This window comes from Bacillus sp. Xin1 (assembly GCF_013314535.1).
Taxonomy (GTDB): Bacteria; Bacillota; Bacilli; order Bacillales; family Bacillaceae_G; genus Bacillus_A.
Window position 1 is genome coordinate 1 of sequence record NZ_JABUAE010000032.1, and the last position, 17,663, is coordinate 17,663.

A 17,663-nucleotide genomic window follows, 5' to 3' on the forward strand; every position below is an offset into this window, starting at 1 on the left:
TCGCTTATTTCCGTAACGATCCCCTGTTTTCGATTGGGTCGTATCTAACTTCTCGATGACAATCGGCTTGTTATACCGCTCCGCTAAGTCCACTAAGCGAATCGCTTCCACTTCGATGATTTTTGTGATTTGTCCTGTAGATTTACCCATAATAGAAAAACGAAGGGAACCACTTCCTTTGTAATTTCCATCCTTCGTTACATTTGCCCAAGCAAAATGCTCAAGATTACAATCTACACCGATCACACCATCTGATGTGCTGGAATTCGTGTGTGGATTTTCCGGTACATCGACTACACATTTCACAATATAATAGGAACCATAGTCTTCCACAGACCATGCAATCGGTTTGCCATACTTTTTCTTATTCTTACACTGTAATTGAGTTGTGATTACTTCTTCAATGGCGCCTTGTCCATATGGGAACGTAACAGCTGGAAACATAAGTGTTTTCCCAAAACTTGTCGTCATCCATAATTCTTTTGTCTCAGGCACATACTGAAATACAAAATTGCCATGTTTGGCATCTTTACGGCCAGATAGGATCAGTTGTTTATTTCGAGCACGAGAAAATCATGTTTTCCATTTGTCATGGTTACGTACAAACTCGCGGATCGTAAATTGCGAGCGAAACAGTTTTTTGCTTCCAAATACTGCACTTGGAATATTCGTTTGATCAGATGAAAGTTTTTGCATTAAACGGGATTGTCTGTGGGTGAGATGACCGATTTTCGCCTGCATTCTTTTGATTTGAACATCTAAGTATTGGTGTTCAAACAAATATTCATTTAGCCAAATTAAGGCGTCTTTTTTACGAGATAAGGAGATGAGGTTGTTGTGCTTCGCGAAGTGGGTGTTTTTCGGAAACGTTAACTTTCCTTTCACACAACTTTGTTTGATTCTGCGAAGATTTGTTAGTTTTGTCCGTTCTTGTTTCAACTTTTTCTTAAGCTTCTTAAGCTTCTCTTGCGTTTGCTTCTCATATTGTTTTTGTAACGCCATTAAACCTGTAAACAACGCCTTTGCTTCTTGCGCCGCACTGTTTGCATAATAATCATTCAATTGATAGTTTCGCTTGAGAACGAGATGAAGACTGTCTGGATACAACTTACGGTTCCAACGTTTTTCACGAACGATCGTTTGGAACGCAAAACGTTTTGCCTGATTAAATGTTTCGATTGTCTCTACCAATGCATCTACCATTTCATGCGGTACATCTATCTTGTAGATCCGTTTCGAAAAATACGCTTTCTTCACCTGTTCTCACTTCCTTTTATTTGATGAGATCATTATACACCGAATCGAACGTTAGTTCCACAAAGAAGCGGCGTTTTCTTTAAAAAGCAAAAACCGATTCATCCCCCACCTTCACTTCGTTTAGAGGAAGGGGTCTTCTCGGTTAAAATGATAAATCGGATTGATGATCCAGAAAAGTAGATAACCTGAGGAGGAAGGTAACTTCTGGACTTAATCTACTTTTCTTGATAATAATCACATTATTTAGTTACATCGATTGCAAGATATACAACAATGATGTAGAGCTACATGGCTATCGATACGCTCGGTTCCGGGGACTGAGGTCTGTCCAAATGTGGGCTTATCTCACTGCAGCCTGCCAAAACATGAAAACATAGCCCTTCATCTGACCCTTTTTAGTCAGGTGAAAGGCTATGTTTCTTATTTTGTATAGATAAAAATAGATACCTTGCACCACATCTGTATTATGTTTAGTTTTTATTTTAAAATTGTTCTTTTGTCATTACAGTCATAAATTCTTTAAAAAACTTATTATAGTCAAAATTTACAGCAACACGCTGCCTTGGACGGTCACCTAAATTTTCAGTAGTAAAGAAGTTTCGAAAATCCCCGATACTTTGTCCACGAGCTGTACCGTTTTCAATGGTTAAAATTTGAGATTCATAATAGGTAAACATATCGTCATACATAATTCCCATTAATGGCAGAATGTCATGAACTGGACTTCCTTGAATATTTGGCACCCGTTTCTTGTAAAAATCATAATAATAGTCTAGCAAAGGTTTCACTAAATCTGTTTTTCCAATTTCGTCGGCTAAATATGTAAATATAAGTGCTACAGCATCATCAATTCCTATGTCACCAAAGAATAGAACCTTCTTCCCCATTTATTCACCTCTTTAGATTTTTACACTTATTTCTTTATCACTTACAAAAACTTTTTCAACTACCGATGATCCAAGTTATTTACTTCATACGCAACCCGTATTCCTGATTCAATTGCTCCTTGCATCCACCCATGGGTAAGCGTCGTATGTTCACCAGCAAAATGCACTTTTCCTTCAGATGTAGGGATATACGGGTATAATTCTAATTCCTGTCCCGGCTCGAAAGCCGTGAAAGCTCCACAAGAATAAGGGTTTTTCCCCCAACTAAAGGAAGCACCTGACACGAATTCAAAGTAAACTTGATTTCCGTAAATTTCTGCTAAATCCATCAAGGCGTATCGAATTCGCTCTTTTTCAGATAAGCTGTCCCACGTTAAAGCTTCATCTGCCCATGTATAACTTGCCAAAATCACCGCATTCCCTCTTGTACCAATCCCATAGCTTGGATAGTAGGTAAACCGAATCGGTAGTTCCGTTATAGATTTACCACCATATTGACCTTTCCTTTCCCAAAACCTGCTTTTAAACTCGATTGCGATTTTTGTTGAGGCCATATAGTTGACTTCGCGAATTGCTTTTCGCTTATTATAAGAAAAAGAATCATACGGTTCGACTTTCACAAATCGCAAAGCTGAAAAAGGGATCGTTATTATGGCAAGATCACCAGTTATTGCGGAATACTCTGAGGTTTGTTGATGAATAGAATGGATGGTTACACTGTTTTTTTCCTGAACGATTTTTGTCATTTTTTGATGGAATAGTATATTTTCTTTTAATTGCGGTAGAAATGCCCGAGGTAATTGATCCATGCCGCCCGTTATCTCATAAAAATGAGTTGTTGATGTGAAAAATATGGCTTCCCTTAAAACTTCAATAAAGGACATCCCCATGTATGCTTCCATATCAAGAAGTACACCAATCATGTCAATTGCACCATCTGAAAAATAGGAGTTTAAGATAAAACCTAACGAATATTTTCTATATCGCTTTTCCAGAAGAGGCCAATTTTTCTCCGGGTCTTGTTTAATAAAATCGAGAATAGGTTGTATGACGAAAAGCAACAATTCTTCAGCTGTTTTCCCTCTTTCATTAGGAAAAACTGGATATTTCAAAATACTTGGATTCCGTTCAAACATGTTGAGACGTGTTTGAACACCATTTGCGTAAATAATATCCAGTGGAGTTCGATTAATAAATAAATTTATCGGCAGCCTGAACTTTTTGATATACTCTAAGGTTAAAGAATGTGTATTAGGAATTCGCATCGGTCCTGCGTTGAAGTATAAACCATTACTAAAGGGAGAGCGCAAAGTATGAACACGTCCCCCTATCCTATCATTCGCTTCAAGAATTGTGACTGTATGCCCCGTTCCTTTTAATAAGGAGGCCGCAACAAGTCCAGCCATTCCCGCACCAACAACAATAATATGTTTAGGAGATTGCGAGTTTCCAAGACCATTTCTAATCATACTAATCATTTGCTCAGTGGTTAATTGATTGTTCCTATTCTCAGGCATCTCTTCTCTCCTCTGCAAAAGTATTCCTTGCATTATATTCCTTCGCAGGGATGCCTATGTGTTTTTTACATTAATGTATATAATTACCTTTTCAATCAATATTCCAATTAAAATCAAGAAAGTAAAAAGTATAAAAAAGAAATAAAGTTCTTATAGATATTTTAAAATACAAAGCGCCTGAAAATCAGTTGTCGTTTTTATTCATTATATTCGTAGACATACCTATATGAATCACCGCTACAAGATGAGCTACTCTCGTTTTCTCACTTTATTTTAACTTGGCATAGAACAAAAAAAGGATCTGACCGCTTCTATGCCCGTCAGACCCTCTCTCCCGCCTAAAAAGTATGTTTTATATTTTTTTGTTCCACTTGAGAATGAAGAATGTTATTACTTCGCAGGTTTTCCTACATACGCCGAAATATCAACATTTAATGCTTTCGCTAAACGCATACCGTACTCCTGATCCGCACGGAAGAAGTTGCAGATTGCAAGTAATTTTGTTTGCTCATGCACATCTTTTAAGTCGTTTGTTAAGTTTGCGATTAAGTTGTCTTGTTCTTCTTTAGAGAATGAACGGTAACGCTCACCCGCTTGCTTGAAGTCGTTTGGTTTGTCAATTTTTTCACGAGATACATAACCTTCAAGCTTCATAGTGGAATCGCGGTATGCTGGATCTTCAACTGGGTTTTCCGCATGACGACTTGGTTCGTAGTTAATCGTAGATGGTTGTTGATTCATTTGCATTGCACCATCGCGTTGTTGATTGCGAACAGCTGCATACGGGCAGTTTACTGGAATTTGTAAATAATTCGACCCAAGACGATAACGCTGTGTATCTGGGTAAGAGAATAAGCGCCCTTGTAATAATTTATCTTCAGACGGTTCAATGCCAGGTACAGTTGCACTCGGAGTAAACGCCGCTTGTTCTACTTCTGCAAAGAAGTTTTGCGGATTACGATTCAGTGTCATTGTTCCGACTTCCATTAATGGGAATTGATCTTCTGGCCATACTTTCGTTGGATCTAATGGATCGAAGTCTAAAGAATCCATTTCATCCAGTTGCATCACTTGTACGTGGAGATCCCATTTTGGATAATTCCCTTTTTCAATCGCATCAAATAAGTCACGAGTTGCATGGTTGAAGTCTTTCCCTTGTACTTGTTCTACTTCTTTTGCACTTAAGTTACGAACACCTTGCCTTGGTTTCCAATGATATTTAATATAAACAATTTTTCCTTCTGCATTAATCCATTTAAATGAATGCACTCCGAAACCTTCCATTTGGCGGTAGTTTGCTGGAGTTCCATAATCAGAGAATACCCACGTCATCATATGTGTAGACTCTGGAGACAATGTCATGAAGTCCCAGTAACGATCTGGCGTTTGAATATTTGTATCTGGTGCTGGTTTTAAAGAATGCACCATGTCGGGGAATTTAATTGCATCACGAATGAAGAAAACAGGTAAATGGTTACCAACAATATCATAGTTTCCTTCTTCTGTATAAAACTTCACAGCGAATCCGCGTGGATCACGAGCTGTTTCTGGAGAGCCTTGCCCATGAATAACCGTTGAGAAACGAACGAATACAGGTGTTTCTGTTCCCACGTTTTGTAAAAATGCTGCTTTTGTATATTGCTTCATGCTATTTTTCGTTACGAAAACACCATGCGCACCCGCGCCACGCGCATGTACGACACGCTCTGGAATACGTTCACGATCAAAATGAGCAAGCTTTTCTACTAAATGATAATCTTCTAATAATACCGGTCCACGGCGACCAGCTGTACGAGAGTTTTGGTTGTCTCCTACTGGAGCACCTTGGTTTGTTGTTAAGCGATTATTTGGATTCATCAGGGGGAACCTCCTATTATTTTATAATAATAATTACTTATTTAGAATTATTATAAATTAATTATTATTTAAAATTACTTTTTTGTCAATTATTTCATTCGCTTTTTTGGAAACAATTTCTACTAAGCAATCAATAAATGAATCTTGCGCATTTGGCATAGCTGGTCTGAAATAGGATGCACCTAATTCATCTGTTACCACTTTACATTCATAATCATTGTCATATAACACTTCTAAATGTTCTGCTACAAACCCGACAGGACAGTATACAAAAGATTCATAACCATACTTTTCATATAAATCTTTCGTTATATCTTGCACATCTGGTCCAATCCATGGATCTGGTGTATTACCTGCACTTTGCCAGGCGATTGTATAATGCTGAATATCCGCTTCTGCAGCAATTAAATCCGCTGTATGCTGCAGTTGTTTCACATATGGATCTCCGGCTGCAATAATTTTTTCCGGTAAACTATGTGCAGAAAAAACAACAACGGCTTTCTCCCTATCCACAATTCTAGTAAATATTTCTTTCACTTCGTTTGCCCAATAAGCAATAAATTTCGGTTCGTCGTACCATTGTTCAATCGGTGCTATAGCTGGACCATTTATACTTTCAGAAATTTTCCGAGCGCGCTCGTTGTACGCTTTAATACTAAACGTTGAATAATGCGGTGCTAATACAATACTAATTGCTTCCTCAATACCGTCTTGTTTCATTTCTTCTACTGCATCTTCAATAAAAGGTGCAACATGCTTCAAACCTAAATAACTAACAAATTCATATTCTGAAAAACGTCTATTCAGTTCAACCGTTAATTTGTTGGCTTGCTCCTTTGTAATCTTCGCTAGCGGTGAAATACCACCAATCGCTTTATAGCGCCTCACCAAATCATCAAGCGCTTCTTGAGATGGCTTTCGTCCGTGACGTATATGCGTATAATATGCTCCCACATCTTCTAATGACTCTGGCGTCCCATACGCCATCACAAGTAAGCCTATTTTCTTCTTATTCATCTATATTCACCTCAATATCGGAAATGAGAATCTTTTTCAAAAGCATTTGTTTCCAGTATAACAATTGATAATGAGTACGTCAAAATAATAATTATAAATAAGTATTTTTTATAATATGATTTTGAATTTCATTTGATAATTTATTTAATATTTTTCGTCATATTCTGGTTTACTTCGATCTATATAAAACGAATATGATATAGGAGTGCTATCGGTGCATACTACTCATACAAAAACGCCTGGATTTAACTAAATCCAGGCGTTTTACTCATATGTCTTATTTCACTATCATACATTTCCGTAAGTATAATCGTTCTTGATATTTAATTTTTGAATGATAACCCATTTTCCTGCAAAGCAGTTCTCAGTTTAGGTAAAGATGCTGGTCCCATACCGTGAAATTGCAAAATCTCCTTCTCACTATATGTTGATAGTTGTTGCAAAGAAGTGATTCCGCTGTGTTCTAGTGCTCGTCTTGCTGGTGCTGATAGTAAGGAAAGAAATCCATGGTCAGGTTTGCGCTCTTGCTCGCAAATCGGACAGGTTGGACATTCGCTACTTTTATAATATTTGTGCCCTTTATCGCAAACCCTTACATTTTTTTCTGAAATCGTCATATTAAAATGTCTCCTTTCTGTTGAAATTATTTTCCCTTTCAACACCCTACTAACTATCGAGGATTGATTTATTTAATTTTTCCAAGTTTGCTATTTATACTTTGATGTGCGCTTCACTATCCCCTTATCGCACCATTTCTATTTGATTTTAACATAAAGTGAAACTTTAATCAGTGGAGGTTTTCCTCTCCCTTCACTGATTATTAACCCTCACCAATCGGGCTTTTACGGACAGTTGATCCCACCTCTACATAATCTTGAGGTGGGGGATTCTACTATTTATGACCTAATAAAAACAGTTCCTCTCGTTCAACAAAAGAATACAACGATATAAAAGTCCGGTAGCACCCTTATACAAGACGACCAATCGTCAAAGCGGTGGATTGATGAATAGAGACACCAAGTTTCCGTATATATCGCATCTTCCCTTAGGCGCAGATATGATATCTCATGGTGTAAGACTTACTAAGTTTAATATTATAAAATCAAAATAAAATGAATGAAAGATGTATAAAGATAATTAGTGGTATATAATTCCATTGCAATATTCGACTTCAAGTATATCGTGTAAATATTGATATACAATTAATGACGATACTCTTTCAATTTGTTAGTATATAAATGACTTAACCATAAATTAGAAATAATTATACTAATTTATGAATTTATATTCAAAATGAATATATCTCAACGATTTTCAGGAGGTTTTTTTCAAATGAAGTTACATAAGATGAAACATTTGCTGCCTATATCCGCTGCAACAATTACACTCGTATCTAATCAAGGAGTGGCCAATGCCGCAACGATTCATACTGTTAAAAAGAATGACACTCTCTGGGATCTCAGCATCCACTATGGAGTTTCAGTTCAGGCAATGAAACAAGCGAATCATAAGGCGAATGATCGAATTTATATTGGAGAACAGCTAACCATTCCAATCTCGCCTTCATCAAGCGAGTCTACACCGCAAAAAGATGTAGCAGCTTCCAATCATTCAGCTCAAGCTGTTTATCAAGTTCAACGGGGAGATACATTAGGAGCTATCGCGAAACGATACAATGTATCCATACAAGCAATTAAACAAGCTAACCATACAAACGGTGACCGAATTTATGCAGGTCAACACTTAATCATTACGACAGGCATTTCAGAACAAGAAATGGACTTAATGGCTCGTTTGGTTACTGCCGAGGCTGGAGGAGAGCCTTACGCTGGGAAAGTTGCAGTGGCAAAAGTTATATTAAATCGCGTTAATTCAACAGAATTTCCAAATACAATTACCGATGTAATTTATGAACCTATTAAATACGGCTATGCCTTTACTCCAGTTACAGATGGAAGGATTAATCAACCAGCAACTCATGAAGCAAGAATGGCAGTAGAGGAAGCAATCTCTACGAAAGGAAGTAATTCTGATTGGCTTTATTTCTATAACCCAAAAACCTCTACTGACAAATGGATTACAACGCGCCAAACTATGGCAGTAATCGGGAATCATGTGTTTGCTAAATAAATATGTTAAGAGACATAAATAGAAAGAAGACACTCTAACAAGTGTCTTCTTTCATTATAGAAACGTCTTAAAATATATCTGGTATCATATTATACTCCATAAAAAACTTTCGTTACATCATAGCGCCGTTATCTTTGAATGAATACCATTTTCCATCAATGAAGTGTTTCCCTGTTGCCATTGCACCGCTAGACTGTAAATAATACCATTTTCCATCTTTTTGTAACCAGCCTGTTTTCATCGTTCCGTCTTCATTCATGTAATACCATGTACCCTTATCTTGCACCCAACCTGTTTGCATCACATCAAAAAAGTAATACCACTTTCCATTATGACTAAACCATCCTTGCTCACCTGCACCAGTTTCATCATCAAAGTAATACCATTCACCGTCTAGTTGTTTCCATCCTGTTACCATTGAGCCATCTGAATTAAAGTGCCAAATAGTACCGCCTTCAGCTAATTTCCCTGTCCGCATAGCACCACTGTCATCAAAGAAGTAACGCTTTCCTCCTTCATCTAACCAACCTTCGTTCCACCCATTTACTGAGCTTTTCATTGTGCCATTCGCATTTAAGTAATACCATGCTCCATTCACTTTCGTCCAACCTATCGCCATAGAGCCATCTTCATTGTAGTAATACCATTCTCCTGTATAAGGACCTCTTTTAATTTCTAACCAACCTGTAATCATAGCTCCATCTTCATTAAAAGCGTACGTTTTTCCTCCTATAGTTTTGCGACTGTCGGCCATGGCACCATTTTCTTCAAAGTAATACCAAGAGCCATTGATTTTTTTCCAGCCCTTAGCCATAGCTCCATCTTCGTTAAAATAATACCACTTTCCGCCAAAGGTACCTTGCAGTTTCTTCCATCCTATCTGCATAGCTCCATCATCATTAAAGTAATATGTATTTCCTTGGATATTTTTCATATATTTAGTCATAGTTCCATCTTGATTAAAGTAATACCAAAAGCCATTAATTTTTTTCCACTCTTTAGCCATAGTTCCATCTTCATTATAGTAATACCAATCCCCTTTATCTCGAACCCAACCACTCTTTTCTTGAGCTTGCTCAACTTTATACGTATTATTTTGAGAAACTACATTTTCTTCTGCATGAGATACTGCAGGAACTACAAACATTGCAGACATTAAAACTGGCAAAATAGTTTTCTTCATTTTCCATATCCCCCAAATAATGAATAATTTTAGTTTTTATTTCCACAAACAGAATTATATTACGACGTTTTAATATAATCAACATATTTCTGTAACATTAATGTAATATTTTTTAATTAAGAGAAATAAAAAATACTTTCATGTTACATTATTCGTTATAAAAGATAGACACAGAGCCAACATTCTTGCAATCTACCATTTCACAAATTATTCAAATAAATCAATAATTTAATCATTGAAGGTTGTTCTCCGCAAATAGCAGGTCAATTTTATATTCTCAATAACTGTGGAACTTCACATCCTCTTAAAAAACTCTCAATATTCCAGTTATGATTCCTCAAAATTTGCACTTTACTATGTAACTTAGAAAAGCAAACGGATAACCGTTGAATTCTAACAAGCATATGAGGAGGAATTATAATGAAACAGCCTTTTATTAAAAAAGCAGCACTGATTTCTACCCTTACAATGAGTACAATCCTATCCACTACAATTCCATTTAACGTTTTAGCAGAAGCACCTAATCAAGCAATGCAAGCGCAGCAAGAACACCTTTCTGAGGAAATTCTGAAACTATCATTCGAAGGAAATCTAAATGATAGTTCCGCTTCCAATCATAGTATTTCATATAAAAATGGAAACCCTTCTTTTACAGATGGACGTGTAAATAAAGCTCTCAATTTCAAATCAACGTCACAGAAAAATGCTTCATATATCGACTTAGGGGATACACCACAATTAAAGTTTGGAGAAAACACAAATTTCACAGTATCCTTTTGGGTGAAATCTTCAGGCGTAAACGCTGATCCTGCTATTATTTCAAATAAAGATTGGCAAAGCGGTGGGAATTTAGGCTGGTTTATCGGTTTAAAAGATAAAGCTCTCCTTTGGAATTTCAAAACATCCGGTAGCTCCCGTCTTGATGCCTCTATTCCAAATGTTGCTGACAACGCTTGGCATCATATCGTAATTTCTCATGACCGTAATGGATATGCAGCGATTTATAAAGATGGAAAGTTAGAAAAACAAATTGATATTAGTAAAATGAAAGGCACAATCGATACGAATTACACAACAAAAATCGGTGTAGATGGCAAAGGAACTTTGTTTGGCAACAATTTTAACGCGGCATTAGATGAAGTATCGATTCTAAAAAAAGCAGTAACGGCTGAAGATGTTCAACAGATGTACCAATCTGCTCCTCCTATCTCTGTTACTGATATTGCAATTGACCAACCAACTATGCATTTAAACGTTGATGGTTTCACATATGTAAAAGCCGACATCAAGCCGTCAGATGCTACAAATAAAAATGTAACTTGGACAAGCAGTAATAAAGACATCGCAGACGTTGAAACGATAGATGGAAAAGTAAAAGTAATGGAGAAAAACATAGGAAAAACAACCATTCAAGCTATTTCTGAAGATGGAGAAAAAGTCGCGAACGCAGAACTAACTGTTACAAATTCTTTAGATGTAACGCGGGATGGTTTGCTCGAACAAAGTGATGTAAACTTTGTAAAACAATACATCGGATCTGATGAAAATAATGAAAACTGGAATGAAGTCAAGCACGCTGATTTAAATGAAGACGGAAAAATTGACGAAAATGACACACTTTCTCTTGAGGAACGACTAAAACAATCTACAAATTATCCGTACAAACATGTCTTTATTATCGGATTAGATGGAGCTGGTATTGCTGTCAAAGATGCAAATGCTCCTAACATTAAAAATTTTATCGAAGGCGGCGCAAGTACTTATAACGCTAAAGCTCTTTCGCCAACAATTAGCGCTCAAAACTGGGGCGGAATCTTACATGGTGTAACACCTGATAAAACAAATATCAATAATACAACCGCAGGGTCCCAAGCGTATCCTGAAAACTCACCTTATCCATCATTTATGAAAGTACTAAAACAAGAACGACCATATGCAAAAACAGCTTCATTCTCTGCATGGAGTCCAATTAATATAGGAATTATCGAACAATCCGTAGGTGCTCACTTGGAGTCTGTTCGAGATGATCAGTTAGCACCAAAAATCGCAAATTATATTAAAACGGACGGAAAAGATACGGAAGTCACATTCATTCACTTTGATGATATTGATGGTGCTGGTCATTCTCAAGGTTACAGCAGCCCAGCATATATGAAACAAATTGAAAAAACAGATAAAAATGTAGGTATTGTATTAGATGCAATTCGTGACGCTGGTTTACTAGAAGATAGTCTTATTATTATGACAACCGATCACGGCGGGAAAGGCTATGGTCACGGAGGAGAATCTCCTGAAGAAAAGACAATTTTCTGGGCGGCTAACGGTCCTGGCATTCCAGCAAAAACAACCATTACTGCTCCAATGACAAATATGGATACAGCAGCGATTGTAACGCAAGCACTACGCTCAAACAAACCAGCAACCTGGGATGCAAAAACACCTGAGAACGTATTAGAAACATTCCCGACTAGCCTAAAGCTTAGCAAGTCCGAACATTCCTTAAAAGAGGGAGAATCGTTTGAAATCACTGCAAAGATTAATCCTAATGTTACAAATAAAAAATTAACTTGGAAAAGTGATGATCCAACTATCGCAACAATAAAAGCAACGGATGACAAGGCAATTATCACTGCTGAAAAGGCTGGTATGACAACAATCACTGTAACAACTGTTACTGGTGAATATGTAGCAACATGTAAAGTAACTGTTAAACCAAATCATGTGTCTGTTACAGGAATCACAGTGGCCGAACGATCTTTCCAACTTAAACAAGGAGATTCCAAACCTGTATCTGCTTCCGTTCTTCCTGAAAATGCATCAAATAGAAACATAACATGGAAAAGTAGTGACTCTAGTATCGTTGCACTTGAAAATCAAAATGGTGCAACTTATGTAAAAGCATTGAAACCAGGGCGTGTTGTTTTAACTGCAACGACGGAAGATGGGAAATATAATAAATATGTTTATATTCAAGTGAAATAGCAAAATCGGCTTACAGTCTCTGTAAGCCGATTTTCTAGGGTGTTAGTGTAAATTGGTGAATGAAATTTTATCAGCGTTTTTTAAAGATATCAACCAACCGACTAATAGCGACAAAGATAGAACTCTGTATAATCGCAAAAAGCGGCTTACAAATTGTAAGCCGCTTTTCCCTATTCTTTAATATTCACTCCATACTCCTTAAACCAAACGTGAATTTGAGCTAAATGTGCCAATAGTTGTGGTCCCGTCATTAACTGGCCAAACCATGGCGTTTGAAATACACTTCCTCCTGATTGTATCAATCCTTGTAATTGCTGTTTATCAAACAACTCATGCAAAATGGAGTTTTTATCCGTTAGTAAATCCTTCAACCACACAGTTACCGCTTTTGTATAATGCGGATTATGTGTTTTCGGATACGGGCTTTTCTTTCGATATAATATATCGTTTGGCAAAACCCCTTCTAACGCCTTACGCAATAGACCTTTTTCGCGATTTTTATACATTTTCATTTCCCAAGGAATATTCCACGCATATTCGACAAGGCGATGATCTGCAAATGGAACACGGACTTCTAGACTCGCCCCCATACTCATCCGATCTTTTCTGTCTAATAATGTTGTCATAAACCAAACCATATTCAAATAAAACAGTTGCCGCCTTTTTGCTTCAATTGCACTTTCTCCTTCTAAAATTGGTACTTCCTGTATCGATTCTTCGTAGCGCTGCTGTACATATTCCCTTAAGTTTAATTTATTACGCCATTCTTTCTTCAAAAGTTGCTCGCGCGCCTCTGTAGAACGCATCCATGGAAATGCGCTTGATTGTAAATCATCTTCCCTGTAAAACCACGGATAACCGCCAAAGATTTCATCGGCACATTCGCCCGACAAACCAACAACAAAATCCTGTTTAATTTCTCGGCAAAACCATAATAATGAAGAATCGATATCTGCCATACCAGGTAAATCACGCACGAGTACCGCTTCTGTTAAATACGCTGCTAACTGTTCATTGGAAATCACACAGCGGTGATGAATCGTACCAAATGTTTCTGTCATTAAATCAATAAACGGCGCATCTGAATTTGGCTGAAACGCATTCGCTTTAAAATATTTTTCATTATCTTCATAATCAATCGAATACGTATGCAGCTTTCCTTTCCCTTCTCTTTCATATGCCTTTGCTGCAAATGCAGTAATGGCACTTGAATCTACCCCGCCTGACAAAAATGTACATAAGGGCACATCTGAAACCAATTGTCTTGTAATCGCATCCTTGAGTAGAAACTGCACTTGTTCTACTGTTTCTTCAAATGAATGTTCATGTTTTTTACTTTCAACATTCCAATATCTCCATATACATAATCCATCTTTTGAAAATGTAAGAGCGTGCCCCGGACGAAGTTCTTGCATTCCCCCATAAATACCATACCCAGGCGTTCGAGACGGCCCTAATCCAAATACTTCTGATAGTCCTTCTGTCGTAACTTCTGTCTTGACACCCGGATGAGCTAAAATCGCTTTTAATTCTGAGGCAAACAATAATCTTCCATTATCATATTTGTAAAATAATGGTTTAACACCTAATCGATCCCGCGCAATAAACACTTGTTCTTTTTTCTCATCCCAAACTGCAAAAGCATATATCCCATTTAAATGGTCGACACATTCTTCTTTCCACTCTATATAAGATGCTAATAACACTTCTGTATCAGAATGCCCTTTAAACGTATAACCTCTTCTCAGCAATTCTTTACGAATATCTTCTGTATTGTAAAGCTCCCCATTATAGCAAATTGTGTAATTCTCTTCTTCTTTCATACACCTACATGTCATCGGCTGTTTTCCGCCCTCAGGGTCAACTACAATTAACCGTTTATGCCCGAAAGCAACATGCCTTTTTACCCAGACATTCGTATCATCTGGTCCCCTCTTCGCAAGTGTTTCCGCCATCTTCGTAACCGTCCCTCTTTCACCTTCTAACGACCGCTTATAATCAATCCAACCTGTAATCCCGCACATATAAATCATCCTTCCTATCCTATATCCGTATAACTTTACTCCGTTCAAAACCCAAATAGAACCAAAAAGGCCAAGATGAAACAACTACACGTAAATGCCTAATTGGTGAGGGCTAAAGATTCAGACGAAATTTCTCCGCCTGAATAAAAAATTCACTGTATGAAGCATGTTCTTATTCTATGCCCAACTTTCTTTATGGGTTCCATAGTTATAAAGAACGACTGAACTGTCCATAACAAGAATAAGTACTTTGATAAAAGGAGAAATCACAAATGAAACAACGCAAACATATTTTGTATAATCAACCACGTGCTCATACAATTGGGAATGTGGAATATATAAACAATGAGTGGATATTCTTTGATGATGAAAATGATGAAGCATTTTTGCTTGATGATATTATTGAAGATGGATTTGAAGTTTTATATAACAACAATTGGCTACCAGCAAGATTCTACGAACAAGATATATTACAAATTGCAGATGAACATCATCCGCTGCAAAATGGAGAATTGATACGAATTCGCAAAAAATTACTGCTTAGTTATCATGAATGGTTAGAAGAACTACCTGATTCTACATTTTCATTATTTGCAGAAACATTACAGTCATTCAATTATTCTTTATATGACTGTATCTATTGTCATAATTTCTTATCGTTTCAACCGAAAGATCAGCCTTGTGAAGGGGTAAATCTTCTATTATTTGATAACGAGGAAATGGTGTGCTCGTTGCAACATCATTATGTTCGTTTTTCTAATTGTAATAAAAATGTATTTCAGTTTATAAAAACAAATGGCGAAGAGCTACATATAGAATCGATATAAATATATTGACCTCCCCCCACCTTCACTTCGTTTAGAGGAGAGGGTCTTCTCGGTTAAAATGATAAAAACCACCTTATAATCTCAAATACTTGAGGGTATAAGGTGGTTTCATTTTTTTATCCCGCATTAACGGGCAGTAATACTCCCACCTCAAAACTCGGCGAAAGCAAAGAAGGTAGGTGGGAGATAAACTGCCCGTAAAAGCCCGATTGGTTCAACTAATAATCAGTGGGGGATGAAAAAAAACCACTGATTAAAGTTTCACTTTATTAAAATACTTTCCAGCCAATCGGTAATTTCAGTCCAAGGTAAAATACCGCTACAAGCGCGATAATAAATAGTCCCCAAACTGCCCCTGTTTTCTTGCTTTTGCTCATTTTCACAAGAATCATTTCCATTCCACCGATAACTAAAATGCCAGCTACCATTTTTAAGCCATACCACATGTGCATGCTACCTGTTGCTGTCTTCATAATACCTTGATACAACATGAAACCTGTCACAATAATGATAATATACATTAGGCGAAGCCCCATATGTACACCTTTACCTTTTCTTCCTGCTGAATAAAGAGAATACGCCACGAAGAATAAAATTAATCCTAACGCCCATGCTGTAATATGCATATGTACCATTGTATCCCAACCTCCTCTTTCCACACTTTTTCACTTTATATGATACCACGACCATTTCTTTTCAGGAAATGTTTCGCTTTTTCCAATTTAAATGATATAATATTTAGAGTATTTACAAACTTCTTGTAATAACAAAAGGGGGAACAATCATGATTCAAACAAAAGATATTATCGAACTAACAGACATATACGGTGCAAATAACTATCATCCACTTCCAATCGTTATTTCTAAAGCGGAAGGTGTTTGGGTAGAAGATCCTGAAGGAAATCGCTATATGGACTTACTTAGTGCATACTCTGCGGTAAACCAAGGGCATCGTCATCCGAAAATTATTAATGCGTTAATCGAACAAGCTAATCGTGTTACGTTAACTTCCCGTGCTTTCCATAGTGATCAATTAGGTCCTTGGTACGAAAAAGTAGCGAAACTAACACATAAAGATATGGTACTTCCAATGAATACAGGTGCGGAAGCTGTTGAAACCGCAATCAAAACAGCACGCCGCTGGGCATATGATGTGAAAAAGGTTGAAGCAAACAGAGCTGAAATTATCGTTTGTGAAGATAACTTCCACGGTCGTACAATGGGTGCTGTTTCTATGTCATCTAATGAAGAATACAAGCGCGGCTTTGGCCCAATGCTTCCTGGCATTGTTGTAATTCCTTACGGTGATTTAGAAGCGTTAAAAGCTGCAATTACGCCTAATACAGCTGCATTTATTTTAGAGCCAATTCAAGGTGAAGCTGGCATTAACATTCCACCAGCTGGGTTCTTAAAACAAGCATACGATATCTGTAAAAAAGAAAATGTATTATTTGTAGCTGATGAAATCCAAACTGGTTTAGGCCGTACTGGTAAATTATTTGCATGTGATTGGGATAACGTAATTCCTGACATGTACATACTTGGTAAAGCACTTGGCGGCGGTGTATTCCCAATCTCTTGCGTTGCTGCAAACAGCGACATTTTAGGCGTGTTCGAGCCAGGTTCTCACGGTTCTACATTCGGTGGTAATCCACTTGCATGTGCTGTTTCGATCGCAGCTCTTGATGTATTACTAGACGAGAAATTAACAGAGCGTTCTCTTCAATTAGGAGAAAAATTAGTAGGACAATTAAAAGAAATTGATAATCCGATGATTACAGAAATCCGCGGCAGAGGATTATTTATCGGAATCGAATTGAACGAGCCTGCTCGTCCATACTGCGAAAAATTAAAAGAATCAGGTTTATTATGTAAAGAAACACATGAGAATGTAATCCGCATTGCTCCACCTCTTGTAATCTCTGAAGAAGATTTAGAGTGGGCGTTCCAAAAGATTAAAGCGGTATTATCTTAATATAAAC

General features: G+C 37.2%; 12 protein-coding genes and 1 pseudogene. 4 read left to right on the forward strand and 9 right to left on the reverse strand.

Features of this window, described 5'->3' with window-relative positions:
• From HRG09_RS29555 to HRG09_RS21440, 6 genes and pseudogenes are all read right to left on the reverse strand, one after another.
• Positions 1–1,257 (reverse strand): annotated as a pseudogene (locus HRG09_RS29555) (IS200/IS605 family accessory protein TnpB-related protein); the annotation flags it as partial.
• Between the two features lie 482 nt (positions 1,258–1,739).
• The gene (locus tag HRG09_RS21420; RefSeq protein WP_174102842.1) at positions 1,740–2,144 is read right to left on the reverse strand and encodes a nucleoside hydrolase; all 405 of its coding nucleotides are present in this window, start codon (positions 2,142–2,144) and stop codon (positions 1,740–1,742) included.
• Positions 2,145–2,203: 59 nt separating this feature from the next.
• Positions 2,204–3,661, reverse strand: a complete 1,458-nt coding sequence (locus HRG09_RS21425; protein ID WP_174102843.1) for a flavin monoamine oxidase family protein — start codon at positions 3,659–3,661, stop codon at positions 2,204–2,206.
• A gap of 390 nt (positions 3,662–4,051) precedes the next feature.
• Positions 4,052–5,518, reverse strand: a complete 1,467-nt coding sequence (gene katB / locus HRG09_RS21430) for a catalase KatB (RefSeq protein WP_174102844.1) — start codon at positions 5,516–5,518, stop codon at positions 4,052–4,054.
• A gap of 57 nt (positions 5,519–5,575) precedes the next feature.
• Positions 5,576–6,535, reverse strand: coding sequence for a ferrochelatase (gene hemH, locus HRG09_RS21435; protein ID WP_174102845.1), 960 nt, complete (start codon positions 6,533–6,535; stop codon positions 5,576–5,578).
• Positions 6,536–6,858: 323 nt separating this feature from the next.
• Positions 6,859–7,152 (reverse strand): RNA polymerase alpha subunit C-terminal domain-containing protein, encoded by a 294-nt coding sequence (locus HRG09_RS21440; protein WP_174102846.1) that lies wholly within the window; start codon positions 7,150–7,152, stop codon positions 6,859–6,861.
• Positions 7,153–7,867: 715 nt separating this feature from the next.
• Between HRG09_RS21440 and HRG09_RS21445 the strand changes: the two genes are divergently transcribed.
• The gene (locus tag HRG09_RS21445; protein WP_174102847.1) at positions 7,868–8,665 is read left to right on the forward strand and encodes a LysM peptidoglycan-binding domain-containing protein; all 798 of its coding nucleotides are present in this window, start codon (positions 7,868–7,870) and stop codon (positions 8,663–8,665) included.
• Between the two features lie 112 nt (positions 8,666–8,777).
• Here the strand turns inward: HRG09_RS21445 and HRG09_RS21450 are convergent, their stop codons facing one another.
• Positions 8,778–9,848 carry an N-acetylmuramoyl-L-alanine amidase family protein gene (locus tag HRG09_RS21450; protein ID WP_174102848.1) on the reverse strand — a complete coding sequence of 357 codons (1,071 nt, stop codon included), beginning with the start codon at positions 9,846–9,848 and terminating at the stop codon, positions 8,778–8,780.
• A gap of 420 nt (positions 9,849–10,268) precedes the next feature.
• Between HRG09_RS21450 and HRG09_RS21455 the strand changes: the two genes are divergently transcribed.
• Positions 10,269–12,830 (forward strand): Ig-like domain-containing protein, encoded by a 2,562-nt coding sequence (locus tag HRG09_RS21455; protein ID WP_174102849.1) that lies wholly within the window; start codon positions 10,269–10,271, stop codon positions 12,828–12,830.
• A gap of 170 nt (positions 12,831–13,000) precedes the next feature.
• Here the strand turns inward: HRG09_RS21455 and asnB are convergent, their stop codons facing one another.
• Entirely contained in the window at positions 13,001–14,854 is a 1,854-nt protein-coding gene (gene asnB / locus HRG09_RS21460) for an asparagine synthase (glutamine-hydrolyzing) (RefSeq protein WP_174102850.1), read from the reverse strand.
• Positions 14,855–15,126: 272 nt separating this feature from the next.
• On the opposite strand from asnB, the gene HRG09_RS21465 reads away from it, so the two are divergent.
• Positions 15,127–15,681 (forward strand): DUF2777 domain-containing protein, encoded by a 555-nt coding sequence (locus HRG09_RS21465; protein ID WP_174102851.1) that lies wholly within the window; start codon positions 15,127–15,129, stop codon positions 15,679–15,681.
• A 269-nt stretch (positions 15,682–15,950) separates the two neighbouring features.
• Here the strand turns inward: HRG09_RS21465 and HRG09_RS21470 are convergent, their stop codons facing one another.
• Positions 15,951–16,316 carry a YisL family protein gene (locus HRG09_RS21470; protein WP_174102852.1) on the reverse strand — a complete coding sequence of 122 codons (366 nt, stop codon included), beginning with the start codon at positions 16,314–16,316 and terminating at the stop codon, positions 15,951–15,953.
• A gap of 149 nt (positions 16,317–16,465) precedes the next feature.
• On the opposite strand from HRG09_RS21470, the gene rocD reads away from it, so the two are divergent.
• Positions 16,466–17,656, forward strand: coding sequence for an ornithine aminotransferase (gene rocD / locus HRG09_RS21475; protein WP_174102853.1), 1,191 nt, complete (start codon positions 16,466–16,468; stop codon positions 17,654–17,656).
• The last annotated feature ends 7 nt before the right edge of the window (positions 17,657–17,663 follow it).

What these genes read in the sequence shown, in the direction of transcription:
- HRG09_RS21420 (WP_174102842.1), bottom strand. Translation starts at nt 2,144, where the DNA reads ATGGGGAAGAAGGTTCTATTCTTTGGTGACATAGGAATTGATGATGCT.
- HRG09_RS21425 (WP_174102843.1), bottom strand. Translation starts at nt 3,661, where the DNA reads ATGCCTGAGAATAGGAACAATCAATTAACCACTGAGCAAATGATTAGT.
- katB (WP_174102844.1), bottom strand. Translation starts at nt 5,518, where the DNA reads ATGAATCCAAATAATCGCTTAACAACAAACCAAGGTGCTCCAGTAGGA.
- hemH (WP_174102845.1), bottom strand. Translation starts at nt 6,535, where the DNA reads ATGAATAAGAAGAAAATAGGCTTACTTGTGATGGCGTATGGGACGCCA.
- HRG09_RS21440 (WP_174102846.1), bottom strand. Translation starts at nt 7,152, where the DNA reads ATGACGATTTCAGAAAAAAATGTAAGGGTTTGCGATAAAGGGCACAAA.
- HRG09_RS21445 (WP_174102847.1), top strand. Translation starts at nt 7,868, where the DNA reads ATGAAGTTACATAAGATGAAACATTTGCTGCCTATATCCGCTGCAACA.
- HRG09_RS21450 (WP_174102848.1), bottom strand. Translation starts at nt 9,848, where the DNA reads ATGAAGAAAACTATTTTGCCAGTTTTAATGTCTGCAATGTTTGTAGTT.
- HRG09_RS21455 (WP_174102849.1), top strand. Translation starts at nt 10,269, where the DNA reads ATGAAACAGCCTTTTATTAAAAAAGCAGCACTGATTTCTACCCTTACA.
- asnB (WP_174102850.1), bottom strand. Translation starts at nt 14,854, where the DNA reads ATGTGCGGGATTACAGGTTGGATTGATTATAAGCGGTCGTTAGAAGGT.
- HRG09_RS21465 (WP_174102851.1), top strand. Translation starts at nt 15,127, where the DNA reads ATGAAACAACGCAAACATATTTTGTATAATCAACCACGTGCTCATACA.
- HRG09_RS21470 (WP_174102852.1), bottom strand. Translation starts at nt 16,316, where the DNA reads ATGGTACATATGCATATTACAGCATGGGCGTTAGGATTAATTTTATTC.
- rocD (WP_174102853.1), top strand. Translation starts at nt 16,466, where the DNA reads ATGATTCAAACAAAAGATATTATCGAACTAACAGACATATACGGTGCA.